The organism is Shewanella sp. Isolate13, from assembly GCF_022398325.1.
Taxonomy (GTDB): Bacteria; Pseudomonadota; Gammaproteobacteria; order Enterobacterales; family Shewanellaceae; genus Shewanella.
Genome location: NZ_JAKEVD010000030.1, coordinates 1 through 26,256, shown reverse-complemented (window position 1 = coordinate 26,256; position 26,256 = coordinate 1). Strand labels below are relative to the sequence as shown.

Genomic DNA, 26,256 nt, shown 5'->3' with positions numbered 1-26,256 from the left:
GGGTGCAGTCAAACGAAAAGGTCTACACACGCTGCAGACCTTTTTTATGCTCTATTTTTACTCTATTAGCGCTAGCCGTTAATAAACGACTCGACTACCACCAACTGCTTAGTGAGCGAACCGCGGTTTTGCTCAACCACACCTTTTGCCGCAACGCTCGCCTTACGATAAGCCTCTTTATTATCAAACAACTGGATCAAGTTTTCGGCTAGTGCTTCACCTGAATCGACAACTTTCAGCCCCCCCGCCGATGCAAGCAGTTCGGTGATCTCATTAAAGTCACGGTAATGTGGCCCCATCATCACAGGCAGTCCCATAGCAGCAGGTTCGAGCGGGTTATGTCCGCCATGTACAATGAGCGAACCGCCAACAAAAGCTTGATCGGCAGCGCCGTAAAAAGTCAACAACTCGCCCATGGTGTCACCCAGTACTACTTGGGTTTCAAGCCGCACAGGCTCATCTTTACTGCGTCTTGCAAGCGTTAACCCTGTCGACTTAATGGCGAGTGCTGCCGCATCAAACTGCTCAGGATGTCGCGGCACCATGACCATCAAGGCATTAGGATATTTCGCTAGCAGCTTTTTATGAGCCGCAATTAACGCATCAAACTCCCCAGGATGCACCGAACCTGCTACCCAAACAGGTTTATCCATTGCCAGCCACTTGAGCCTTAAGGTTTTCGCAATATCGATTCGCTGCTTATCGATATTGATGTCGAACTTTAAGCTACCACAAACCGTGACTCGTTCCGGCGCAACGCCCAAGGCGACAAAACGCTCTGCAGCCTGTTGTGACTGCGCAGCAATACCATCGAGCAACTTAAGCATGGGCACAGTTAGCTTGTGATGCTTTCGATAAGAGTCGGCCGACTTTTGTGATAAACGCGCATTTGCCAATAGCACCTGAGTACTAGCTTGTTTAAGGTAATGGATGAAATTAGGCCAAAGCTCAGTTTCCATGATGATGCAGCACTTAGGTGAGACTTGCTTAACGAATCGCTGAGCACACCAAGCCAGATCGAAGGGTAAGTAGCAATGCTGCACACTCGAGCCAAAAGCCCGAACAACCTCGGCCGAACCGGTCGGGCTGGTTGTGGTGATAGTAATGCTTAGTTCTGGATGCTGAAGCTGAATCTGTTTAATCAGAGGAATCGCCGCTAAGGTTTCCCCCATCGATACCGAATGCACCAAGAGATCGGTTTGTTTTAATGGCATAAGGCCGAATCGTTCGTTCCAACGACCACGGTAGTCTTTGCTTTTAAAGGCGCGCATCGCAAGGTACATCAGCAACAGGGGGCTAATTAAATATAAAGCGATTGAATAGAGGCTACGATTCATGAAATTTGCTACTTTCTTGCGTTTTACTTGAACAATTGCGCTAATGCTAACATGATAGTCAAACCTTAACGTAATTACACATGTGTGATTCAAACAGGATAGGCATAAAAGAGACGATTTACGGTCAATTGTATGCCGAGTTAATTATACCGGATATTAATCATTTAGGATGAATATGAAGACCCGTGACAAAATCGTACAAGCCAGTTTAGAGTTGTTTAATGAACATGGCGAAAGAGCAATCACAACCAATCATATCGCCGCCCACCTCAATATCAGCCCCGGTAATCTCTACTACCATTTTCGTAATAAAGAAGACATCATCCGCTCAATCTTCGGTCTCTATGAGCAACACCTCGAGTCTGGTTTTCAACCCTATGTCGATAAAGAAGTCGATGTTGATCTATTGATAGGCTACTTTGATGCGATGTTTTATACCCTTTGGCAGTTCCGCTTTATGTATGCCAACCTTGCGGATATTCTCAGCCGCGATGAGACACTAAAAAACCGCTACCTAAAGGCTCAACAAGATGTATTGGCCCGTTCGAGTAGCGTACTCGAAAAGCTGACTCAAGATGGATTCCTAGCCATTAATCCCGAAGACCTAAAGCCGCTAGCCGATACCATTAAAATGCTGGTCAGCTTTTGGATTAGTTATAAGCTCACTCAAACTCAGTCAAACATAGGTTCAATCACCAAAGAATCGCTATACGAAGGCTTATTGCGGGTGATCATGCTGTTTAAGTCCTACGCGACACCGAGTTCACAGGCCACCTTTTTGCGACTAGAGGAGCACTACCGCTCGCAAATGCTCTAAAGGTGTATTTAAGCGCATGAACACGCTTTCATGCGCTAATTTCAGCCCCCTTGCTACAGCAATTCTTTAATCACTACCCAAATCCCCCGAAAGTTAAACATTAGTTTAACTAATGTAAACTTTAACTATTCCCTAATCTAAATAATCCCAATTTTAGTCCTAAAAAAAGGCTGTAGAGCCGCGTCAATTAGGGTTAAAATGCCAGCACTCCAATACTCAAAATAATGCTAATTAAGGAGAATAAAGGTGCCAAAGACCTCATTCTACGACCAAATAAATCAACAGCTTGCCGACGTAAAAGCCGAAGGCCTGTATAAAAGTGAGCGGGTAATTGTTTCTCCTCAGCAAACTGCAATTGAAGTTAATGGCGACCAAGTTATTAATTTTTGTGCCAACAACTACCTAGGCTTAGCCAACCATCCTGAACTGATCAAAGCCGCTCAAGCAGGTCTAGATGCACACGGTTTCGGCATGGCATCGGTACGCTTTATCTGTGGTACCCAAGATATCCATAAGCAGTTAGAGGCTAGCCTTAGCAAATTCTTAGGCATGGAAGACACCATTCTTTACTCTTCATGCTTCGATGCTAACGCAGGCCTATTTGAAACCCTATTAAGCGCCGAAGATGCGATCATCTCTGACGCACTAAACCATGCATCTATTATCGATGGCGTGCGTCTATGTAAGGCAAAACGCTTCCGTTACGCTAACAACGACATGGCCGATCTTGAAGCCCAGCTTATCGCCGCTAAAGAAGCTGGCGCACGCAATATCATGATCGCTACCGATGGCGTGTTCTCGATGGATGGCGTTATCGCTAACCTAAAGGGTGTATGTGATCTTGCTGACAAGTATGGCGCACTCGTGATGGTCGATGACTCTCACGCCGTGGGTTTTGTTGGCCAAGAAGGCCGCGGAACTCACGAGTATTGTGAAGTGATGGATCGCGTAGACATCATCACTGGTACCCTAGGCAAGGCGCTTGGTGGTGCATCGGGTGGCTTTACCTCTGGCAAGAAAGAGGTGATCGACTGGTTACGTCAGCGTTCTCGCCCTTACCTATTCTCAAACTCATTGGCACCGTCAATCGTGACGGCATCAATCCATGTTCTTGAGATGCTAAAATCTGGCCAAGCGCTACGAGAAGCAGTTTGGGAGAACAGCCGCTACTTCCGTGAGAAGATGTCTGCAGCAGGCTTCACCCTTGGTGGCGCCGACCATGCAATCATTCCTGTGATGATTGGCGATGCAAAACTGGCTAGCGATTTTGCTAACCGCCTATTAGCCGAAAACATCTACGTCATCGGCTTCTCTTTCCCTGTGGTACCAAAAGGCCAAGCACGTATTCGTACGCAAATGTCTGCAGCTCACACTAAAGAGCAGATCGACAAAGCGATTGAAGCCTTTACCCGCATCGCGAAAGAGATGGGTATTATCGGCTAAGCTAAAGCAACAAGGGCTACATATGTAGCCCTTATTGAATGACACTCAGCAAGCGCAAACATAAGCTTGTAATAGGTTATAAGATGAAAGCACTCAGCAAATTAAAGCCTGAAGAAGGCATCTGGATGGTCGATACACCTAAGCCAGAGGTGGGCCATAACGATCTACTAATCAAAATCCGCAAGACCGCCATCTGTGGCACCGATGTTCATATCTACAACTGGGATGAATGGTCACAAAACACCATTCCTGTGCCTATGGTTGTCGGTCATGAGTATGTGGGTGAAGTCGTTGGCATGGGCCAAGAAGTACGTGGTTTCTCTGTGGGCGATCGGGTTTCGGGTGAAGGCCATATCACTTGCGGTCACTGCCGTAACTGCCGTGGCGGACGTACCCACCTGTGCCGTAATACCTCAGGTGTAGGTGTAAACCGTGAAGGCGCTTTTGCCGAATACTTAGTCATTCCTGCATTTAACGCCTTTAAAATTCCTGACGATATCTCCGATGATTTGGCCTCTATCTTCGATCCATTCGGTAACGCCGTTCATACCGCTCTGTCGTTTGATCTAGTGGGTGAAGACGTATTGATCACAGGCGCGGGCCCTATCGGTATCATGGCCGCAGCCGTCTGCCGTCACGTTGGCGCACGCCACGTGGTGATCACCGATGTGAACGAATACCGTCTAGAGTTAGCACAGAAGATGGGCGCGACCCGTGCAGTTAACGTTGCCAAAGAGAAATTAGAAGATGTAATGCAGGAACTTGGCATGACAGAAGGCTTCGATGTGGGCCTAGAGATGTCAGGCGTGCCTTCAGCATTCCACTCTATGCTTGAGACCATGAATCACGGTGGTAAGATCGCCATGCTAGGTATTCCAGGTGGTGATATGGCCATCGACTGGAGCAAGGTGATCTTCAAAGGACTGATCATCAAAGGGATCTACGGTCGCGAGATGTTCGAAACTTGGTACAAGATGGCCAGCCTTATCCAATCAGGCCTAGATATCTCTCCAATCATCACTCATCACTACAGTATCGATGAGTTCCAGCAAGGCTTCGATGCAATGCGTTCAGGCCAATCTGGTAAAGTTATCCTGAACTGGGACTAGACTTTAGTTTTCTAAAGCTTAATCTTTAATAGTGGCTGTAATACACTTTCGTATTGCAGCCCTTTTTATCACTACACCATGAACTCAGGATTATTATGTCAGCGTTTCAACACCTAAGCGTAAGCCAACTTATGCAGATGCAGCAAACATCACCAGAGTTGCAGATTGTCGATATTAGAGATGCCGCTAGCTATGAAACGGGCCATATCGATGGTGCCTTTAACCTCAACAATGAAAACCTAGCACACTACATTGCCGATGCCGATATGGATCTGCCGATTGTTGTAGTTTGCTATCATGGGATAAGTAGCCAAAGTGCGGCGACCTATCTTAATGAACAGGGCTTCGATGAAGTCTTCAGTTTAGATGGCGGTTACAGTGCTTGGCATTTAGCGCATCAATAAACGAGTACGAGGGTAACTGAATGATTGAGATTGGCAGGCTTCCTAATAGCCGAGCAGCACAGGCTCTCATTGACTACCTCAAGGGGCTGAATATCGATTGTGAGCTGGTGCCCACCGAGCAAGGGGTGGCACTAATGATCCATGATCAGAGCCAATTCGACCGCGCCCATCACGAATTCCAAGCCTTTATTCACAACCCCTACGATGAAAAGTATCTCGCTGCGTCATGGGAGAACGGTGATACTCACACCAAATTGGATTACGGAAATCCGAGTCTGCAACTCGTCAGCCAATTTATAACGGGTGCAGGCCCATTGACCTTGCTGGTATTTTTTACTTGTGTCGTCATCTACGCCGCGATGAACCTTGGCTTCGCCAACCCTATCTTTGAGCAACTGTCATTTTTTGGTGCGACTCAATCTGCCACACTGAGTGAGTTCTGGCGGATCTTTACTCCCAGCCTACTGCACTTCTCAGCAATGCATATCATCTTCAACCTACTTTGGTGGTGGTATTTGGGCGGCAAGATTGAAAATAAACTGGGTTTCACTCCATTATTCATTCTATTAATCGTGGGTGGCACGCTGCCCAATATCTTGCAGTACTATATGGCAGGCCCAGGCTTTGGTGGTCTGTCTGGCGTGGTTTATGCCGTTGTCGGCTATACATGGGTTATGGGGGTAAAGCGTCCCGAGTCAGGAATCGGCCTACCGCCTGCTTATATCGGTTTCATGCTGTTATGGTTAGTCTTTGGTTTCACCGATATGTTTGGTCTATCTATCGCTAACGGTGCCCACTTAGGTGGCCTGCTGGTCGGCCTGATCCAAGGTTTCGTCGACAGTAAGACTCGCAAAATTTAAATCTCTTGAATCGATAGCGCTATTCCCCCGCTATACTCGTCGGTTTGCTAGATCCACAATATTTAGCCCGCATATCGCGGGCTAAATCTTATAGGCTGTTTAATGCTAGAAGCATTAAGCTATCTCTAGCACTTTCGCTACTAGCTTGCTGATCCCTGAATGCGCCTCAAGGATATCCCCAGCCAACATATAAGCTGGAGTACTAACCACCTTATGCTCCTCATCGACAACTATCTCATCCACAAGCGCAGCCTTATGTTGGCCACCCTGTTGCTCAAAAGCAGCAGCGGTGCCCGCATCACTGCCTATGGTTCCCTTGACGCCTAAAGGATAAAGCTGAGGGATCATCACAGGAGAAATACAGATAAAACCGACAGGTTTAGCTGTCTCACTAAACTGCGATATAAACTGCTTAATACTCGGTTCGACGACATGCTCGGCACCAGCAATGGCAAAGTCACATAGATTCTTCGCCGCACCGAAACCGCCGGGGATCACTAAAGCGTCGAACTCGGCAATATCAAGTTCATCTACCGCCTTAATGTCGCCACGGGCTATTCTTGCAGACTCAACCAAGACATTGCGCGTTTCGTTCTCCTGTACCTCACCTGTAAAGTGGTTAATCACATGGAGCTGTGGAATATTCGGAGCAAAACATTGGTAACTTGCACCAGCCCTAGTGATCTCCAATAGGGCTAAAACTGACTCATGTAACTCCGTGCCATCGTAAACCCCACAGCCACTTAAAAGTACCGCGATTTTTTTCATTAAAAAGCCCCTTTATATATCATATTGTTTTAACAAAATTGCAATAAACAGCTTGATCAGATTATTTATCGTGCTAAGTTAGGTCAACACTTTAGCAGGCGAGCAATATTTAATCAGAAAATGGACTTAAAATACGCATAAAAATAAAAAGTCCACATATTTAGTTTAAATAGCTGAAATAAAACCCACTTCACACATTTAATTTAACTAGCCAATTATCAACGACTTAGGCTCACCCCTCGTTATTGCATTTTTTAGTCAAGATCGAGTTCTCCTGTTTCATTCACAGAGTTATCCACAGGCTGTGATTTATTTTTACGTGGCCGAAATTGCCCTAATATGGCATGCTAGCGCCATCATCGAACTCCGATATATAAATACTTAACTATGCCTAAAATTGCCGATAACCCTTTAATTCTTGTGGATGGTTCTTCATACCTTTACCGCGCCTACTATGCTCCACCTCACCTAACGAATTCTAAGGGAGAAGCCACCGGCGCCGTTTATGGCGTTATCAACATGCTTCGTAGCCTGTTAAACCAATATAAGCCATCACAGATGGCTGTGGTTTTTGACGCAAAAGGTAAAACATTCCGTAATGATATGTACTCGGAATATAAGGCACAGCGACCACCTATGCCTGACGATCTGCGCACACAGATTGAGCCTCTGCACAGAATCATCAAGGCACTCGGCCTTCCACTTGTCTGCATTCCAGGTGTCGAGGCCGATGACGTCATCGGTACCATTGCCACCCAAGCCAGTAAAGAGGGTCGCGCGGTATTGATCAGCACCGGCGATAAAGATATGGCTCAATTGGTGGATGACAATATTACCTTAATCAATACCATGACCAACACCATCATGGGACCTGCCGAGGTAAATGAAAAATTTGGTGTTGGCCCCGAGCTAATTATCGATCTACTGGCCTTACAAGGCGATAAAGCCGATAACATTCCAGGCTTACCCGGTGTAGGTGAAAAAACCGCGCTAGCCATGCTCATTGGCGTGGGCGGTGTCGAGCAGATCCTTGCTGCACCAGAAAAAATGCCTGAGCTTGGCTTCCGTGGCTCTAAAACCATGCCAGCTAAAATTATTGAGCATGCCGATATGCTTAAGCTCAGTTATGAGTTGGCAACAATCAAGTTAGATGTAGAGCTTGAGCAAGACTGGCATCAACTGTCGATTTCACCAGCCGACAAAGATGAGCTGATTAAGTGTTATGGCGAGATGGAGTTTAAGCGTTGGCTTGCCGAAGTCCTCGATAACAAGGGCGACAAAGCCACTGCCACCGAGTCAGAAGATGATGCACCAGCAGCCAAACTTGATCTCGAAATAGAGTACGACACCATCCTGACGCTAGAGCAGCTCGACAGCTGGATTGAAAAATTAAAAGCCGCCGAGCTTATCGCCATCGATACCGAAACCACTAGCCTCAATTATATGGAGGCTAAGTTAGTCGGCATCTCTTTCGCAGTAGAAGCGGGTAAGGCAGCCTACCTGCCATTAGGCCATGACTATGTCGATGCTCCAGAGCAGTTAGATAGAGATCTTGTATTTGAAAAACTACAACCGCTACTTGAAGACGAAAACCTTAAGAAGGTTGGCCAAAACCTAAAGTACGACATCAGCATCTTTGCTAACGCAGGCATCGCACTACGTGGTGTTCAGTTTGACACCATGCTTGAGTCCTATGTATTCAACTCGGTCGCCTCTAAGCACAACATGGACGACTTGGCATTAAAGTACCTTGGCCATAAGAACATCAGTTTCGAGGAGATTGCAGGTAAGGGCGTAAAACAGCTAACTTTCAATCAAATTCCATTAGAAACCGCCGCGCCTTATGCTGCGGAAGATGCCGATATTACGCTACGTCTGCACCAACACCTATGGCCACGGCTCAACAAACACACGGAACTGGCAAGCGTGTTTAGCGATATCGAACTACCGCTAGTTAACATTTTGTCTGATATCGAACGCCAAGGTGTGTTGATCGATAGCATGTTGCTAGGACAGCAGAGCGAAGAACTCGCTCGCAAGATTGATGAGCTAGAGCTCAAGGCACACGAAATTGCAGGTGAACCATTTAACTTAAGCTCACCTAAGCAATTACAAGCACTATTCTTTGAAAAACTTGGCTACCCAGTCATCAAGAAGACACCTAAAGGTGCGCCCTCGACAGCTGAAGAAGTGTTAGTAGAGCTTGCTCTTGATTACCCTCTGCCTAAGATAATTCTTGAGCACCGCAGTCTGGCTAAGCTAAAGAGTACCTACACAGATAAGCTGCCGTTGATGGTCGATGCCAAGACTGGCCGTGTACATACTAGTTATCATCAGGCCAATGCAGCAACGGGTCGCTTGTCATCGAGTGAGCCAAACTTGCAGAATATCCCGATCCGTACCGAAGAGGGGCGTCGTATTCGCCACGCGTTTATCGCACCAGAAGGTAAGAAGATCCTCGCAGCCGACTATTCGCAAATTGAACTTAGGATCATGGCGCACTTGTCACAAGATGCAGGCTTGCTGAAAGCCTTTGCCGAAGGCAAAGATATTCATAAGGCGACAGCCGCAGAAGTGTTCGATGTCGACTTTAGTGAAGTCACCTCAGATCAACGTCGCCGCGCCAAAGCCGTTAACTTCGGCTTGATCTATGGCATGTCGGCTTTTGGCTTGGCCAAGCAGCTTGATATTCCAAGAGCCGAAGCACAAAGCTATATCGATACTTACTTTAAACGCTACCCTGGCGTATTAAAGTATATGGAAGAGACGCGCGCTATCGCAGCCGATCTTGGTTACGTATCGACACTATTTGGTCGTCGACTCTATCTACCGGCCATTAAAGATAGAAACGCCATGCGTAGACAAGCTGCCGAGCGCGCAGCGATCAACGCGCCGATGCAAGGCACTGCCGCCGATATCATTAAGAAGGCGATGATCGATATTGCTCAGTGGATCGCAACTGAAACTCAGGGCGAAATTACCATGATCATGCAAGTACACGATGAATTGGTGTTTGAAGTTGATGAAGCTAAGGCCGATAGCTTGCAGGCAAAAGTATGCGAATTGATGGCCGCAGCGGCTAAGCTTGATGTTGAGTTACTGGCTGAAGCCGGCATTGGTGACAACTGGGAACAAGCACACTAAATCCTCTTAAATCATGGCTGGCGGAACATTCTGTCAGCCACTTTGTTCCAAATCTGAAGATCCCTTCCATATCGTTCTCATTCACGCAACCGCCGTTCAATTAATCACAAAATTAGCTTTGCCAACAAAATCAATATAAATAATTGATAACTATTCATTAAAGTGAAATTTAGCGATCATTTACTGTATCTTTATTGCACAAACATTGGGATATCCATCACATTATTGTGTGTTTTTTACAAAAACAGTTTTTCATATAACGATTAATGGAGTAATATTCTCTGCGTAGGGTACAGAGGTTAAGATGTTCTATCTTTCAGACCTTTTTTTTACGTTCGCTATTTAATAGTGAATGGCCAAATTATGGCGCCCCAGCAAATCTAATTTGCTGGGGCTTTTTTTCGTCTGAAATAAATTTTAGAGTAATTACTTTAAATCGAACAAAATTCGAGTTATGCTGTGTTCATTGAGCGATATCAACCTAGTTTGATTGAACTTGAGTCTTGTTGAATTTAGCTTCTCCCCAAAAGAGCTAATTTATACCGATGGTTTATTGCCGTCGGTTTTTTTTTGCCTCAACTCGCTCACTTTCCTAGTAAAATGCCAAAAAAAACGCCCCTATTAAAGGAGCGTTATTCATCTATCTGTGTGCCACTGCGAGCGCAATAAAGCGTTACTCTTTACTCGCTTCAGCTTGAGCGGCAGTCGCATCTGCTTCGAGTTGTTGCATTAGCCATTCAGGCTTGCACCAGCTATCTAAAATACCCAGCACTTTGCCTTTACCAATACCTTTCAATGAAGAGAAAGGCTCAACTTTTACGCCATCTTTAAAATGACTTAGCTTCTTGCGTACCTCGTTCACCATCTTCATTCTAGCACTTTGACCAAGCTTATCGGCTTTGGTTAACAGTGCTAAAACAGGAATATGACTCTCGACCGCCCATTCGATCATCTGCATATCGAGATCCTTAAGTGGATGACGGATATCCATCAGTACCACCACACCACTCAAACAATCGCGTTTCAGTAGGTATTCACCCAATGACTCTTGCCACTTAAGCTTTAGCGCCAAAGGAACCTGAGCAAAACCATAGCCTGGTAGATCCACCAAGCGACGATGCTTATCCAACCTGAAAACGTTAATTAACTGAGTACGCCCAGGCGTTTTACTGGTTCGAGCAATCTTCTGCTCCGTTAGTAAGTTCAAAGCACTCGACTTACCCGCATTAGAACGGCCCGCAAATGCGATCTCAACCCCAACGTCGCCAGGGAGATATTCATTCAAGTGTGCAATATCAGGTGCACTAATTAAAAACTCCGCTTTACGGAAATCGATACGAGATTCACTCACAATTAACTCCAAAACTTTACTAACAAACCTTTATAAATATCGAAGAGTTGCTTACATTTTCACAATTTCGTGTAAAATATTACCCCGATCACATAAAATACATTTTATCACGCTTGCGGGTCTTCCTAGTAAGCTCAGGACAAATATTTTAATAAGAAGTTGGAACGCCATGAAAAAGTTAGCTCTTGCGCTGTCTGTTTTAGCCACAATCTCTTCACCTGCTATGGCCGAAGGAAATGCCGAAGCCGGAAAAACTAAAGCCATTGTTTGTTCTGCATGTCACGGTGTTGACGGCAACAGCATGATAGACATGTATCCTAAACTTGCAGGTCAACATAGTACCTACCTTGAAAAACAGCTACATGATTTCCGCAGTGCAGCACAGACTGGCGGAAAAGAAGGTCGTATGGACCCAATCATGGGCGGTATGTCTGTAGCCCTAAGCGATCAAGACATCGCTGACTTGGCGGCATTTTATGCTAGCCAAGAAAATAAAGATATCGAAGTTAAAGATATTCCAGAGTTAGGCGCACAGCTTTATAAAACTGGTGACTCAGCCCGTGGCATCACAGCATGTATCGCTTGCCATGGACCTGAAGGCAAAGGAACCGAGCTTGCTGGCTTCCCTGCAATCAACAGCCAACATGCAAATTATATTAAGATCCAGCTAAATAAGTTCCACGATACAAATCGTAACAACGACTTAAATGGCATGATGCAAGATGTTGCTAAAAAATTGAATGCTGCCGATATCGAGGCATTATCTAAATATATATCAAGCCTTAACTAAACATTAGCGATAACTTAAAAGGACGGGTTCACCGTCCTTTTTCATATCATCCCATTTACGTTTACGTAAACTTCAAGCAAAACCCTCTTGACAGAGATCACAGTTCTAGGTTTAAATAAGCCCCGTACCGAGATGAACCCAACTGTTAGTACAAAAATTATTTAATAATAACTTTCAGATTTCGGTATTTGTACATTTAAGATATAAGAATAAAGTAACAAAAAAATAATAATAATATTGAGACCACTCACTAAAAATAATAAGAGTCGAGATTTCAGCTTGAAGTCCAGGTCGCAAGAATATTAGTAAGGATTTGGTTAGGAAGGCCAAAACGCTGTTTAGCATTACCCCTTACATTCAGAGAAACATCTACCAATAGGAAAGTGTTTGTAGGATACAGACACAGCATAGGAAGCTGATGCTTTGGATGCACTTGCGGGAAGCTTGTTATCACTGGAAGATACTTAAAAAAAATAGACAGGGATGGTTACTTAGGCGTCATTGGATGGACGAATAAAAATTGTGATGTGTCTTTAGAGACCATCTACGGAAACTGTTGTCGGGAAGACGACAGGTCTAAAAATAAAGTGTCTGGAAGACCATAAACTAAAAGACATGCATGGAAAGCTGACAAAAAAATAAGACGGATATTGACCGGGATAGTCACATAGCAAGTATGGATACTTGAAATCAGAATTGGTGTCGATTGACACTTTATAGAGGCGACAGATTAATCTGTCGCCTTTTTTTATTTCTCACCCAGCTATCTTCATTTATACTCAAATGAGTTAACTTGTTGGTTTGAAGTGAATATATGCGCAGATGCCCTCTTTGTCATAGCGATAAAACAACTCGATTTTATACGGATAAAAAACGTTGCTTATATCACTGCCAGCTATGCCAATTGGTTTTTGCCGATGCCAATTCACACCTCCCCCCAACGGCTGAACAGCAAAAATACCGCCTAGCCACGAGTAAGCACAAACCTTTAGCGCGATTTATGTTGGATCTCATCACACAGTGTGAAGACGGGCAAACCCCACTGCTCGGACTGAGCTTCGGCCGCACCATAGATACACACACCCTGCAAAAAATCACAGCTAAGGGTCACCGACTCAATCAATACGATCCAAGCATTGCCCCCTGGAGCCGTCAGCTCAAACAAGAATATGACTTTATCTGCTGCTATCGGGTATTCGAACACTTTCGCTTCCCCTACAGAGAATGGGCACTACTCTGCGAATTAATTAAGCCCGGTGGCTGGATTGCAATCTGTACCCCGCTGCTTAGCGAGCTCAGTGCATTTGATAAATGGCACCACAAGAATAACCTCACCCATGTGAGCTTTTACCAGCGGCAGACTTTTGAGTATCTAGCAAATAAAGTCGGTTTTAAGCTATTATTTGCAGCAAACGATCTCATTCTGGTGCAAAAACCATCAGAATCTGATATAACACGCGACCAAACTTCAGTTGTTGCAGGAGCCTAAGTGCCTTTTCAACAATAGAGTCATTTAAGTTATCGAGATAAGCGATCATGTCCCGTAGTAAGAAAACGCGTAAGAGCAACGAAAATGCTCCAAAATTAGCCCCGAGAACCAAGAAGAAAGAGCGAGTTCTTTCAGGCAAGAAACAAGTTGCTGGCAACAAAGCGGGAAGCCGTCATAACGCTTCGATGATTGAAAGTCAGGCCAACGGTGGTAAGGCTAAGAGCGCAGACCCTCGTCACGGCAGCAAGAAGCCAGTTCAACTGCATATTAATACCGAAGCTAAGGTAGAGAAGAAGCCTAAAGGGCCGAAACTGACCGATGAGCAGAAACTGCTGAAGCTTGAGGAAGACCCAAGACTCAACAACTTGCTGGATATGCTTGAAGAAGGTAAAAACCTCAACCACGAAGATCAGAAGTGGTTAGACAAGCAACTCAACCAGATTGAAGCACTAATGGAAAGACTCGGCATCAGCGACGAAGAAGACGATGAACCACAGAGCAAAAAAGCCATTAGCGATGACGACCTATTTGATAGGTTTGAGTCTGGCGCGGATCTGCTTAAAGACTATCAACATAAAGATTAACTCTTATGTGTAAAACCCTATGGCATCTTTATTGATGCCATATTTTTATCCATAATTGCCCTGTCTCCCACTTACTACTAAGGTTATGCATGACTACAGCCTTTATTGTCCTCGCCATCATTATCGTCGTTGCACTTGCAGCCTATGCAGGCTATCTGCTTATTCAGGTGCGTAAACAAGAACAACTCAAAGCCAAGCTTAAACAAGAACAAGCCGATGCAGCCAAGGCGAAGGCCAATGAACTGCTGGACAATATTCGCTATATCGCCAATGCAATGGTAGAGGAGCGCTGTGAGCTATCAGAAGGCGTGATGCGCATCGTGAAGCTGTCGCAGCTAGTGGGGATCTCTGAACTAGTCGCTAATCACTACCCAGCAACTTTTCAGCATTTTGAAGTCATTAAAGATCACCCGATTAAGGACGATCGTAAATCACTTGAGAAACAAGCCCGTATGAAGCTCGACTACGCTCGTATGCGCTCGGAAAGTGAGTTAGAGGTCAAAATATTGGAAGAAGCTAAGCGACTGAGTGAACTAAAGCAGGGCTCTCTACACTAATAAACTGATGCGAGCTAAATAATTGACTTTAAATAGAACGTTATAACAATCGCAGATATGACATATTTTGCTCATATAGGGTGAGTCTGTGCACAAAATTTTCCCAAGACCACAGACATACACCTCATTTTCAGCGATATTCAGTCACACTTTGCTACCCACATTAAATTTTTACAACATGGATCAAGGTTATTCAACAAATAACCATGCATACTTCACATGTTGCTAAACTATACGCCGGAGGACACGCCTTGAAGCAGCCCACCCCAATTAGTTGGGATCAGTCAATGATCGAAAAGTACAATTATAGCGGTCCACGTTATACTTCTTATCCGACGGCCTTGGAGTTCGATGACTCGTTTACCGAGGAAAAATTGCTGACCTCTATCAAGAACAGCAAGAGTGACAAACTTTCTCTTTATATCCATATTCCTTTCTGCGCCAAGCTTTGTTACTACTGTGGCTGCAATAAAGTTATCACTCGTCACCACCATAAAGCCGATCAGTACATCGAGTACTTAGCAGCAGAAATCGTTAAGCGTGCACCTCTGTTTAAAGATTATCTAGTTACCCAAATTCACTGGGGTGGCGGTACGCCGACATTCCTAACGCCTGAGCAAATCCTGACTCTATCAGCACTGGTTAAAGCAAACTTTAACGTGGCTGAAGTAGGTGAATACTCAATCGAAGTCGATCCTCGTGAAATCGAGCTTTCGATGCTAGACACCCTAAAAGAAGCGGGCTTCAACCGTATCTCTATCGGTGTGCAAGACTTCAACAAGAAGGTTCAAGTTGCAGTCAACCGCGAGCAAGACGAGCAGTTTATCTTCGATCTAATGGCTCGCGCTAAAGAGCTAGGTTTTGTTTCGACTAACATCGACCTTATCTACGGCTTGCCACACCAGACACCTGAGACTTTTGCAGAAACTATGCAGCGCGTTCTGGATCTAAACCCAGATCGTCTATCGGTATTTAACTACGCTCACCTGCCATCGCGTTTTGCAGCCCAGCGTAAGATTAAAGACGAAGATCTAGCATCACCACAGCAAAAGCTCGATATGTTACACCAAACTATCGAGACCCTAACGGGTGCGGGATACCAGTATATTGGTATGGACCACTTTGCTAAGCCAGACGATGAACTTTCTATCCTACAGAACGAAGGCCGTCTGCATCGTAACTTCCAAGGTTACACCACTCAAGAAGAGTGTGATCTACTGGGTCTAGGTGTGTCTTCAATCAGTCAGATTGGCGATTGCTACGCACAGAACCAGAAAGATATTCGTCCATACTACGAAGCAATCGATGCCAATGGCCACGCGCTTTGGAAAGGTTGTAGCTTAAACCGTGACGACGAGATTCGCCGCGTAGTGATCAAGCAGCTTATCTGTCATTTCGACCTAGATATGGCTAAGATCGAAGAGAAGCTAAACATCAACTTCGAAGAGTACTTCGCAGAAGACTTAAAACTACTGCAGACCTTCATCGATGATAAGCTAGTCGACATCACAGACCGTAAGATCACTATCAGCCCTACAGGCCGTCTGTTGATCCGTAACATCTGTATCTGCTTCGATGTTTACTACCGTGAGAAAGCAAGACAGCAACAGTTCTCTCGTGTTATCTAATTGGCTTAAACAGCGCAATTAGCTCCTCCTAAAAACCGGCTAAAGCCGGTTTTTTTATGCCTATCCGTTACCGCTCTACCAGCCAACTCCCCTTTCCAGCAACAATCTCCATCTCAGATGGATCTCCTTTTGTCACATTTCGTTTAATTTTCATCCGTGACCTTTAGTAAGCATAACGGTATATTCAAGCTGAAAATTAAAACAATAATGGACAATTCATGCATAAGTACCTACTTCCCTCAGTGCTAATCTTGGGGCTCAGCGCCTGCCAAACAACAACATCAACAGCGCCGCATCTAGGTGTTACCACCGAGCAAGTCGCAACCAATACTCAACTGCAATCACTTATCGATGCCGCTTGGCAGGTATCCCTCGATGCCAGCCCAGGCTTCGCCTATTCTCTCGGTGATAAGACGGCCGCAGGCAAGCTGCAAGACCTGTCGCCAACGACACTCGCAGCGCTAAATCAACGCAAACTACAGCTACTCGAACAATTACAGCAAATCGATGTCAGCCGCTTAAATAAAGAGGATGCGATTAACGCTCAGATCTTGCGCGACCAGCTGCAAAATGATGTCGATCAGTACCACTACAAAGATCACTACATGCCGATCTCGGCCGAAGGTGGCTTTCACGCCTACATAGCCTCGATTGCCAAAGGGCGTTTTGCCAGCGTCGAAGACTACCAAAACTACATCAAGCAGTTGCAAGCGCTGCCGACGTACTTCAATCAGCAAACCTACTGGCTAAAGCAAGGGTTAGCCGCCGGGATCACCCCCGCTAAGGCTACGCTCAAAGGGTTTGAGACCAGCATCACCGCCTTTATCGTACCTATAGAAGAGAGTGGTTATTTCCAGCCATTTACCCAGTATCCAGCCCATTTCAGTGATGCAGAGAAAGCGCAGCTTACCAAGCAAGGCCACGCCTTAGTGCAAGATACCGTGCTTCCCCAATACCAGGCCTTCTACGATTTCATCACCAGCGAGTATATTCCCAACACCCGAGTAAGCATCGCCACCTACGATCTTCCCGATGGTGAAGCCTTCTATGAAAACCGTGTGCGTTACTACACCACCTTAGAGATGACCTCGGATGAAGTGCATCAGTTAGGCTTACAAGAAGTTAAGCGTATTCGTGGTGAGATGCAGCAGATCATCGAAGAGGTAGGGTTCGAAGGTAGCTTCGCCGAGTTTCTACATTTTTTAAGAACCGATCCGCAGTTCTACCCAAAGACCGCAGAGGAGCTACTTAAGGAAGCGGCCTATATCGCCAAGAAGGCCGATGCCATGCTACCTAAGTATTTCGGTAAGCTACCGCGTCAGCCCTATGGTATTGAACCCGTTCCTGCCGAAATTGCCCCCAAATACACCACGGGTCGTTACTCAGGCTCGAGTCGCGATGATGAAGCAGGCTATTACTGGGTTAACACCTATGCACTGGATAAACGCCCACTGTACGAGATGGAAGCCCTGACCCTACACGAAGCGGTACCCGGTCATCACCTGCAGATCTCTCTAAACCAAGAATTAACGGATCTGCCGAACTTCCGCCGCTACAGCTATATCTCGGCGTTTGGCGAAGGTTGGGGCCTCTACTCTGAATATCTCGGCCTAGAAGCTGGTTTCTACCAAGATCCCTATAGTAACTTTGGTCGCTTAACCTATGAGATGTGGCGTGCAGCGCGTCTAGTGGTCGATACAGGTATGCACGCTAAAGGTTGGTCACGCCAGCAGGCAATCGACTTTATGGCGAGCAATACTGCGTTGTCTATGCATAACGTCACCACTGAGATTGATCGTTACATTAACTGGCCAGGACAAGCTTTGTCATACAAGATTGGAGAGCTGACGATTAAGCGTCTACGCGCTCAAGCCGAAACCGAACTTGGTGAACACTTCGATATTCGCGCCTTCCATGACGCCATCTTAGCCAACGGCTCCGTGCCTATGTCGGTGCTGGAACAGCAGATAAACGATTTCATTACCTCTCAGAAAGCCGCTATCTAATCAATAATACTGTAATCGAGTACACATTAAGGCCGCATTAGCGGCCTTTTTAATAGACCTATGTTTCGCTAGAGTCTGGCTGAACAAGTTTGCTACACTGCATCCAAGATCACTAAATAGAACCACTCCATGTCGATTGCTACTGAGCCCTATATGAACACCAATGCCGCTGTCAGCTTTTCATCAGAACATCACCTTAATAGTCCTGAGCAAAAAGTCTTCTGGCAGCAAGTAACGCAATCGAGCTTTAAGACTCGTGACGACATCACCTTAGCCTACGCCCGCATCACTCACCCAGAGAGTATCGGTACTATCGTTATTAGCAGTGGCCGGGTTGAGTCCTATCTGAAATATAAGGAGCTGATGTTCGATCTCTATCAGCAAGGCTACAGCCTGTTTGCAATCGATCATCGTGGCCAAGGTTTATCGGCGCGTACAACGGCGAACCCGCATCAGGGGCATATCGATAAGTTCCAGCGATATGTCGATGACTTCGCCGAATTTGTCACTAAAGTCGTCAAGCCGCAGGCCCAAGAAAATTACTACTTAGTGGGGCACTCGATGGGGGGAGCTATCGGGACCCTGTATCTCAGCCAGTACCCAGCAACCTTTAAGGCTGCGGCGTTTTCGGCACCCATGTATGGCATCAAGCTGCCGCTTCCGAAAGTCTTTATCCGCGGCCTAGCCGCTTTGCTCGATAATGCTAAGCAGCCCAACTATATATTGGGCGGTAAAGGCTATCATGCGGATCCGTTCGATAAGAATGACCTGACCCACAGCAAGCTGCGCTATGAGGATTATCGCGAACTCTACCGCCAGCATCCAGAGCTACAGCTAGGCTCACCCACCAACCATTGGTTAATCGAGTCTATCGATGGTGCCGAGCAAGCGGTAAGTGCCGCTCGAAATAGCGTTATCCCACTGCTTATCCTGCAAGCCGAAGAGGACACAATTGTAGATAATGCAGCACAAAATCGCGCCGTAAACGGTCTATGTAAGCTGATAAAAATCCCTTACGCCCGTCATGAGATCTTCATGGAGCGCGATAAGCCGCGCAATCTGGCCCTCAACGCATTATGCGACTTCTTAAAAGCAAACTAATCGGCTTGCGAGCAACAAAAAGGGATAGCTAGCTATCCCTTTTTGTATTCAACGACTTGTTTTCAACTAGCCTAACTGCCCTGCCACCATCAGCTCCCGCGTTTCGGGGATCTCATTGTAAGACAACACATGCAGACCGCGGGCAAATGCTAAGGCATAGCGTGCCAGTATCGGCCGCAGCTGCGGTGAGACCAACAACAGTGGGCTATGGCCATGCTCCTTCGCCTGCGCTAACAGCTGTGGCATACGTTGCTGCAGTTGAGCCAATAGCTGCGGATCCACGGGGAAGCTATCGAGCGAGCCCTTGCCCTGCTGCTGAGACTGATTTAAGGCCGACATCAAGGTTTGCTCAAGTTCTGGAGCCAAGGTCATCACATTAAGCTTAGGATCGGCGCCCACGATAGAGTGCAAGATGGAGTGACGCAGGGCACAGCGTACATCGGCGGCCAGCAGTACAGGATCTTTACTGTTTTCACTGCAATCGAGCAAAGTGGTGGCAATGGTGCGAATATCCTTAAGCGATACCTGCTCCTTAAGCAGTAATCGATACACCTTAAGCTGCAAGATAGGGGTTAATGCACTATTGAGTGACTCGGCCAACTTAGGACTCTGTTTAGCGAGACGATCGCTAAGCGCCAATACATCATCATGCTGCAGCATATCTGGTAGCGATTCACGAATGAGTTTACTCACATGGGTGGCGATAACCGTGGCGTTATCCACCACCGAATACCCCAGATTCAGCGCCTTGGCCTTATGATCTTGCTCAATCCAGATAGCATCCATCTGGTAGGCAGGCTCTTTAGTGATCACCCCATCGATATCACCAAACACTGGGCCACTCTTAATCGCCATCAGACGATCAGGCTCTAACTCTGCGGTCACCACAGGGTTACCCATCAAGTTAATCTGATAGGCATTCGGAGCCAGCGACAGGTTATCGCGCACCCTCACCTCAGACAGCAAGAAACCCGCCTGTTCAGATAGGGTTCGACGAATACCCGTTAATCGCTTCTGCAGCTCCGCCCCTTTGCTGCGCTCAACCAGATGCACCAAACGATAACCTAAGCGCACCTCGATAAGATCGGTATAGGGCAAGGCATCCCAACTCGGCGCCGAAGGCTCACTAAAGCTGCTCTCCCTTAGCTCCTCGACCTTAGACTCGGTCACCTTAGGCTGAACCTGACTCTGCTTCCACGCAACAAATGCCAATAGCGCCGCAAATGACAAGAATACAAATGTCGGCATCCCCGGCACTATGCCCAAGATCAGCATCACCAATGCCGAGGTGATCAAAGTTTTTGGGTTGGCGAGTAGCTGCTGACGCAACTGCTCAGGCATCTCTTCAGCGTCGGAAACCCGCGTGACGATAATCGCCGCCGCTGTCGCAAGTAATAGCGATGGGATCTGGGCCACTAGACCATCACCAATGGTCAGCAAGGCATAAGTCTTAAACGCGTCACCGGCACTCAAGTCATGCATGAAGATACCGATCGCCAAACCACCCAACATGTTGATGGCTAGAATCAGGATACTGGCAATCGCGTCACCACGGACAAACTTGGAGGCACCATCCATCGAACCATAGAAGTCAGCTTCGCGCGCAACCTCTTGGCGCCTCTCTCTTGCCTGCTCTTGGGTCAACACTCCGGCATTTAAGTCGGCATCGATTGCCATCTGCTTACCGGGCAGCGCATCAAGGGTGAAACGTGCCGATACCTCAGAAATTCGCTCGCCACCTTTAGTGATCACCACAAAGTTAATGATCATCAAGATAAGGAAGATCACCGCACCGACAACATAATTACCGCCGATCACCACCTCACCAAAGGCTTGAATCACCTTACCAGCGGCATCCCCCCCTTCATGGCCCTCGATAAGTACCACACGGGTCGAGGCCACGTTCAAGGTTAAGCGTAGCAAGGTTGCGAGTAGTAATACGGTTGGGAATACCGAAAACTCCAGCGGTCTACGGATCGATACCCCGACCAATAGCACCATCACGGCGAGCACTATGTTAAAAGTGAACAAGATATCTAATAGCCATGGCGGCAATGGCAAGATAACCATAGCCAACACGGCGAGTAGCATGATTGGAATGCCGATATAGCCTGGGCTACCAGCAAAAGTACGCTTAAACCAGTTCATTAATGCAAATAACCTTTAATCATGTTGTAAATTTTTAGGAATATAGAAATGGGGCAAAGGATCAGGCTTCGCCTGCTGACCCTGACGCGCCGCTCTAAGCTGCATCACATAGGTGAGCACATGTGCGATGGCGACAAACAGACCCGAGGGGATCTGCTGCTCCACCTGTGTCGAATAGTAAATAGCACGCGTCAGTGGCGGCAGCTCTAGCACCTCCACATCATTTCGTTTAGCGATGTCACGCATATAGAGCGCCAGCTCATCGGTGCCCTTCGCTATCACGTAGGGGGCATCGGCCTTGTTCATGTCATATTTAAGTGCCACCGCATAGTGACTTGGGTTCACCAGAAGCACGTCGGCCTTAGGCACGGAGACATCGGCCCTAGATCGACTAATGCGTTGTTGCATCTGGCGGATTTTCGCCTTCACTTCAGGCTTACCATCCTGCTGCTTATGTTCGTCTTTCACCTCTTGCAGCGACATTCTCAACTCTTTATGGTGATGCCAATACTGGTAAGGCACATCGATAAAGGTGATCAGCAGCAAGCCAAGACCCAGATAGAGCATCGCCAAACTCAGCATATCGATGCCACGAATAACCGCCTCATCGATTGGCAGCTGACTAACCGCCATCAATGCTTGAAAGTTTTTCTGTAGAAAAACCAGCATGATGCCTACTAGCAGCACGATCTTGAGAATCGATTTAACCAGCTCGACTAGCGACTTCACGGACACCATTCTGCCGAGCCCCGCAATAGGGTCGATACGGCTGTATTTAAAACCTGCGTTTTTAAAGTTAAACACCGGACCGCCAGGCATGGCACCGGCAATGATGGCTATCAACGCGACCGTTATAATCAGAGGCCCTAGAATATTCAGTACTTCCAGTAGAGACTGGGCCAGATGGCGAGTCATCATCCCCTGCTCATCTAGCTGTGCCTTGGTGAATAACATATTGGTTCGTGTCAGCGCTGCCACTTTAGCTGAGATCCAATCAGCCATAGTCGTCAGTAACAGCGAGCAGCCGATAATGAGCGCCGAGGCGGCTAAGTCTTTCGAGCGTGGTACCTGCCCCTGCTCTCTGGCCTTCTTTAATTTTTGCGGGGTCGCTTTTTCAGTTTTACTCTGCCCCGAATCCTTATTACTCACGTTGTACCACCGATAAACTGATACATAGCGTTTAGAGCATCTAAACAGAGGTCGCTATAACGAGTCGGCAGACCGCTAAAAGAGAAGAACACACACAGCAGCCCCATCAGCATCGACATAGGAAAGCCCAAGGCGAACACATTTAACGATGGTGCCGAGCGACTCAATACACCGAAGGTGATGTTAACCACGAGCATGGCGAGAATTGCAGGCAGAGCCAGCATAAAGGAGGCCGCAAAAATCCAAGAGAGTCGGCCGATAAGTCCCATCAAGGGCAGATCAAATATTCCCATTCCTATGGGCCATAACCTAAAACTGTCCACTAAGATCCCAATCGCGACCAAGTGACCGTCTAACGCCAGAAACAGCAGGGTTCCGTAGAGCATAAACCATAAACCTAACAGCGGGTTAGCCCCACCACTAGAGGGGTCATTCATCACAGCCATCGACAAGCCCATCTGCATCGACATCATGGCACCTAACATGGTCATCACATGGATCATTATCGACAGGAAGAGTGCCAACATAAAACCGATCAATAGCTGCTCTACGGCCAAGATCAGCGCATGAAATGAGATAGCATCGACTTCGGGAAATGGAGGCAATATCGGCGCAATCAGAGCCGATATACTGATGGCCAACAGGATACGTACGGTGGCAGGGATATAGTTATTCCCCAGAAAAGGCATCACCATAAATGCCCCCATGATGCGGCAAAATGGCCACCAGAAAGTGCCGATAAAGGTGCTGATTTGGACTGAGGTAAGCGATAACAAGCTACTGACCCTCAACCAATAATATGGGGGATATTCATAAACAAACGATTAAAGAAGTCGCCGATCTGCTGCAGCAACCATTCACCAGCAAAAACCACCATCAAGAGTGTCAAAATGAGTCGCGGTAAAAAACTCAAGGTCTGTTCGTTCACCTGAGTGGCCGCCTGAAATACCGCGATCAACAGACCGACCAAGAGGCCGGGAACCACCAAGACCCCAACCATGGCGACCACGAGGAAAATAGCCTCGGAAAACATAGAGGTAAGTTCATTGACGTCCATAGACTACGCCCTTGTCCCCGTAAGTAACGAGATAACAGCAGGCCAGTCATTGAGGATCACTAACGCCGTCATCAACAGGCCAAGAAAAAGGTAAATTAGATCCCAAACGGATAACTCATCGCTTTGGTTTGTCACCATCAAGGCTCTCTCCTGCCCAACAAACGGTTGATCTTTAGTTCGACTAACCATAACTGGCCACCAAGGTACTCACGGTCATCGACCAACCATCGACCAATACAAACACCATCAGTTTAAATGGCAAAGAGATAATCAGTGGCGACAGCATCATCATACCCATGGACATTAATACGCTCGCGACCACGAGATCGATCACCAAAAAAGGCAGGAAAAGTAAGAAACCTATCTGAAACGCGGTCTTTAACTCACTCAATACGAAGGCGGGCATTAGCACAAAGAAAGGGATCTCATCGGCAGTTAAGGTGACCGGCTCATCGGCAATCTTGAGCATCTGCTCCAGATCCGTCTCTCGAGTCTGCGCCAACATAAATTTGCGTAACGGCACCTCACCTCGAGCAACGGCTTCCGTTAACTCTATCTGCCCCATGTCGTAGGGGAGAAAGGCATCGTCATAGATAGCTTGCCCGACAGGGCGCATAATAAAAATGGTCATCACCAAGGCGATGCCTATCAATACTTTATTGGGTGGACTTTGCTGCAAACCTAAGGCTTGACGCAAAATAGCCAAGACCACGATCACCCGAGTGAAGCTGGTTAACATCATTAGTAAGGCAGGCAGAAAGCTTAGCACCGTCATCAAGGCTAAGATTTCCAGTTTAACGTTCACCGCCTGAGTCTTATCACCGTCAGCCAGAGAAAACAGCGTTAAGCCATCACTCGCATAAGCCGTCGATGAAACGCTCAGCAATAGCACCAGCAACACTCGCCACATAGTTAGTCAACGGCTCCGGTTAAGCTGGTAGCTTCCACTTCGAGTAAACGCACACCATAACGCCCATTGACCTCAACCACTTCTCCGCGGCCAAGCAGTGCACCATTCACACGAATATCAAGTGGCTCACCAACCATACGGTCCAGTGCGACCACATCGCCCTCTCCCATCTGCGCCAACTCACCCAGCGACATCTCAACGCTGGCGAGCTCAAGAGTCACATGTACCGGAAGCTGATGGAAAAACGATATATCCTTTACAGGCTTCGACTGAACCTTAGGCACACTGACAGGCTCTTCAGCAAAGAATTCGTCATCTAATAAAAAATCTTCATCTTGTAAAATATTATGTTCAGCCATTGGATTTTTCCTCCATTTGAAAGGCTTCTTGAGTCAATTTGGCCACCATCTGCCCCTCGTGGGTATGAACTGTGGCGTAAAAAAGTGGACGTTTTCCGACGGTAACGGGACAGCGAGAGTGTAGATTCATCGGCAAAATATCACCGACGACCAAGCTCTGAAGCGAGGTAACAGGCATACTCTGATGCCCAAGTTCCAATAATGTTCTAAGTGGGATCTGTTTCAGTCGGCCCGCTAACTTCTCGGCTAAGGCTGGATCGGCTTGATACTGGCTAGGCTGCTCAGCCATCAGTTCTAATAGATGTTCCGCCATATAGAAGCAAAGAGCAGGACCACAGTGAGCCGCAGGAAAGCTCAACTCACAACAGACAGGAGCCTTGATAGGTGCGCTGTTCATCACCAGCTCCAACTCCAATTTGTCTTCATCGATATAGGTGATCGGGAATGTTTTAATCACGGCCATCATCAAACGCTTAACCAAACGAAACTCTGACTGGCTCGGTGCTCTTAAGGGAGATTGCAACGCGCTGGAGCAACTCCCGTAATAACCACTGGCAAGTTGATCTAATGTACACTTATCGATTCGCCACCAGCCTAACTCGACACGGTTATAACTCAGTAAAAACCAGGCATGATGTAGTTGAGGGGTGACAGGCTGAGTCTTCGCCGCCAACGATACTTTTGACAGCGCAAAGTGTCCTTGCCGAGTAATTGGCGTCAGTAACTCATTAACAGCATCTATCATCGGTCGCTGACATGACTCTAATTGCATCAATAACCGGCTTCGAGCCAACTTCTCTTTTATCAAGACAACAGGTCGAACTTCTATCCCTTGGCTAGATTTAATTAGATTGGCTTTAGCAGTTGTTTTCATCCTAAATCTCACAATAAAAGTTCGTCAAATAATCGACGTTAAATTTAAAAAAGCTATTTAAATGACAGGCGACAAAATAATGACTAAATAAATAAGCCGTGTAACACAAATAACAAAAAACATTATTCAAACGAAAGGAAAAATCATGTCAAAAATAAAAGCTTTCGCGAATAAAAAATAAACCACCTATAAAGCGACAATATTTTAGAAAACTTTAATTTATTTTTAAACTTTCTCAGCGAATAACACCAAACCAAGCAAAACCAACAACATACACTGCCAACTAAATTTCAACTTAAATCGAAAACACTCTATTTCGTATTAAAAATAAACAGCTAACGGTCTACGAGTGATAATCGCAAGCTTACATC

General features: G+C 46.6%; 24 protein-coding genes. 13 read left to right on the top strand and 11 right to left on the bottom strand.

The window, feature by feature from the left end:
* Positions 1-71 precede the first annotated feature (71 nt).
* A complete protein-coding gene (gene waaA, locus L1D44_RS16665) occupies positions 72-1,337 on the bottom strand; it encodes a lipid IV(A) 3-deoxy-D-manno-octulosonic acid transferase (RefSeq protein ID WP_239892456.1) in 1,266 nt (421 codons plus the stop codon).
* 175 nt (positions 1,338-1,512) lie between these two features.
* On the opposite strand from waaA, the gene L1D44_RS16660 reads away from it, so the two are divergent.
* From L1D44_RS16660 to glpG, 5 genes are all read left to right on the top strand, one after another.
* Positions 1,513-2,154 (top strand): TetR/AcrR family transcriptional regulator, encoded by a 642-nt coding sequence (locus L1D44_RS16660; RefSeq protein WP_239892454.1) that lies wholly within the window; start codon positions 1,513-1,515, stop codon positions 2,152-2,154.
* 246 nt (positions 2,155-2,400) lie between these two features.
* Complete coding sequence (locus tag L1D44_RS16655; protein ID WP_239892452.1) at positions 2,401-3,597, top strand: glycine C-acetyltransferase; 1,197 nt, start codon at positions 2,401-2,403, stop codon at positions 3,595-3,597.
* An 83-nt stretch (positions 3,598-3,680) separates the two neighbouring features.
* Positions 3,681-4,706 carry an L-threonine 3-dehydrogenase gene (tdh, locus tag L1D44_RS16650; RefSeq protein ID WP_239892450.1) on the top strand — a complete coding sequence of 342 codons (1,026 nt, stop codon included), beginning with the start codon at positions 3,681-3,683 and terminating at the stop codon, positions 4,704-4,706.
* 95 nt (positions 4,707-4,801) lie between these two features.
* Positions 4,802-5,110, top strand: a complete 309-nt coding sequence (gene glpE / locus L1D44_RS16645; protein ID WP_239892448.1) for a thiosulfate sulfurtransferase GlpE — start codon at positions 4,802-4,804, stop codon at positions 5,108-5,110.
* Between the two features lie 20 nt (positions 5,111-5,130).
* Complete coding sequence (gene glpG / locus L1D44_RS16640) at positions 5,131-5,970, top strand: rhomboid family intramembrane serine protease GlpG (protein WP_239892446.1); 840 nt, start codon at positions 5,131-5,133, stop codon at positions 5,968-5,970.
* 114 nt (positions 5,971-6,084) lie between these two features.
* Here the strand turns inward: glpG and elbB are convergent, their stop codons facing one another.
* Complete coding sequence (elbB, locus tag L1D44_RS16635; RefSeq protein WP_239892444.1) at positions 6,085-6,738, bottom strand: isoprenoid biosynthesis glyoxalase ElbB; 654 nt, start codon at positions 6,736-6,738, stop codon at positions 6,085-6,087.
* A gap of 387 nt (positions 6,739-7,125) precedes the next feature.
* Between elbB and polA the strand changes: the two genes are divergently transcribed.
* Positions 7,126-9,882 (top strand): DNA polymerase I, encoded by a 2,757-nt coding sequence (gene polA / locus L1D44_RS16630; protein ID WP_239892442.1) that lies wholly within the window; start codon positions 7,126-7,128, stop codon positions 9,880-9,882.
* 673 nt (positions 9,883-10,555) lie between these two features.
* Here the strand turns inward: polA and yihA are convergent.
* Positions 10,556-11,233 carry a ribosome biogenesis GTP-binding protein YihA/YsxC gene (yihA, locus tag L1D44_RS16625; protein ID WP_239892440.1) on the bottom strand — a complete coding sequence of 226 codons (678 nt, stop codon included), beginning with the start codon at positions 11,231-11,233 and terminating at the stop codon, positions 10,556-10,558.
* Positions 11,234-11,402: 169 nt separating this feature from the next.
* On the opposite strand from yihA, the gene L1D44_RS16620 reads away from it, so the two are divergent.
* The 7 genes from L1D44_RS16620 to L1D44_RS16590 all read left to right on the top strand — a co-directional run bounded on the left by L1D44_RS16620 (position 11,403) and on the right by L1D44_RS16590 (position 19,388).
* Complete coding sequence (locus tag L1D44_RS16620) at positions 11,403-12,023, top strand: cytochrome c4 (RefSeq protein ID WP_239892438.1); 621 nt, start codon at positions 11,403-11,405, stop codon at positions 12,021-12,023.
* Between the two features lie 814 nt (positions 12,024-12,837).
* Entirely contained in the window at positions 12,838-13,512 is a 675-nt protein-coding gene (locus L1D44_RS16615; protein ID WP_239892437.1) for a methyltransferase domain-containing protein, read from the top strand.
* A 47-nt stretch (positions 13,513-13,559) separates the two neighbouring features.
* Positions 13,560-14,096, top strand: a complete 537-nt coding sequence (gene yihI, locus L1D44_RS16610; protein ID WP_239892435.1) for a Der GTPase-activating protein YihI — start codon at positions 13,560-13,562, stop codon at positions 14,094-14,096.
* A gap of 89 nt (positions 14,097-14,185) precedes the next feature.
* Positions 14,186-14,653, top strand: a complete 468-nt coding sequence (locus L1D44_RS16605) for a DUF2489 domain-containing protein (RefSeq protein ID WP_239892432.1) — start codon at positions 14,186-14,188, stop codon at positions 14,651-14,653.
* A 251-nt stretch (positions 14,654-14,904) separates the two neighbouring features.
* Entirely contained in the window at positions 14,905-16,281 is a 1,377-nt protein-coding gene (hemN, locus tag L1D44_RS16600; RefSeq protein WP_275660512.1) for an oxygen-independent coproporphyrinogen III oxidase, read from the top strand.
* A 218-nt stretch (positions 16,282-16,499) separates the two neighbouring features.
* Positions 16,500-18,287, top strand: coding sequence for a DUF885 domain-containing protein (locus tag L1D44_RS16595; RefSeq protein WP_239892430.1), 1,788 nt, complete (start codon positions 16,500-16,502; stop codon positions 18,285-18,287).
* Positions 18,288-18,416: 129 nt separating this feature from the next.
* The gene (locus tag L1D44_RS16590) at positions 18,417-19,388 is read left to right on the top strand and encodes an alpha/beta fold hydrolase (protein WP_239892428.1); all 972 of its coding nucleotides are present in this window, start codon (positions 18,417-18,419) and stop codon (positions 19,386-19,388) included.
* Positions 19,389-19,454: 66 nt separating this feature from the next.
* Here the strand turns inward: L1D44_RS16590 and flhA are convergent, their stop codons facing one another.
* From flhA to L1D44_RS16550, 8 genes are read right to left on the bottom strand one after another with little or no spacing between them, the layout of a single operon-like run.
* Complete coding sequence (gene flhA / locus L1D44_RS16585; protein ID WP_239892426.1) at positions 19,455-21,536, bottom strand: flagellar biosynthesis protein FlhA; 2,082 nt, start codon at positions 21,534-21,536, stop codon at positions 19,455-19,457.
* A gap of 15 nt (positions 21,537-21,551) precedes the next feature.
* Entirely contained in the window at positions 21,552-22,685 is a 1,134-nt protein-coding gene (gene flhB, locus L1D44_RS16580) for a flagellar biosynthesis protein FlhB (RefSeq protein WP_239892424.1), read from the bottom strand.
* Positions 22,682-23,461, bottom strand: coding sequence for a flagellar biosynthetic protein FliR (gene fliR, locus L1D44_RS16575; protein ID WP_239892422.1), 780 nt, complete (start codon positions 23,459-23,461; stop codon positions 22,682-22,684). The genes flhB and fliR overlap by 4 nt, the downstream gene beginning before the upstream one ends.
* A gap of 11 nt (positions 23,462-23,472) precedes the next feature.
* Positions 23,473-23,742, bottom strand: coding sequence for a flagellar biosynthesis protein FliQ (fliQ, locus tag L1D44_RS16570; RefSeq protein WP_202723511.1), 270 nt, complete (start codon positions 23,740-23,742; stop codon positions 23,473-23,475).
* A 3-nt stretch (positions 23,743-23,745) separates the two neighbouring features.
* A complete protein-coding gene (locus tag L1D44_RS16565; protein WP_239892420.1) occupies positions 23,746-23,931 on the bottom strand; it encodes a hypothetical protein in 186 nt (61 codons plus the stop codon).
* On the bottom strand, positions 23,924-24,652 hold the full coding sequence (fliP, locus tag L1D44_RS16560) for a flagellar type III secretion system pore protein FliP (protein WP_239892418.1): 729 nt from the start codon (positions 24,650-24,652) through the stop codon (positions 23,924-23,926). The genes L1D44_RS16565 and fliP overlap by 8 nt, the downstream gene beginning before the upstream one ends.
* 2 nt (positions 24,653-24,654) lie before the next feature.
* Positions 24,655-25,011 (bottom strand): flagellar motor switch protein FliN, encoded by a 357-nt coding sequence (fliN, locus tag L1D44_RS16555; protein WP_239892416.1) that lies wholly within the window; start codon positions 25,009-25,011, stop codon positions 24,655-24,657.
* Positions 25,004-25,885, bottom strand: a complete 882-nt coding sequence (locus L1D44_RS16550) for a FliM/FliN family flagellar motor C-terminal domain-containing protein (protein WP_239892414.1) — start codon at positions 25,883-25,885, stop codon at positions 25,004-25,006. Before L1D44_RS16550 ends, fliN begins: the two co-directional genes overlap by 8 nt.
* Positions 25,886-26,256 lie beyond the last annotated feature (371 nt).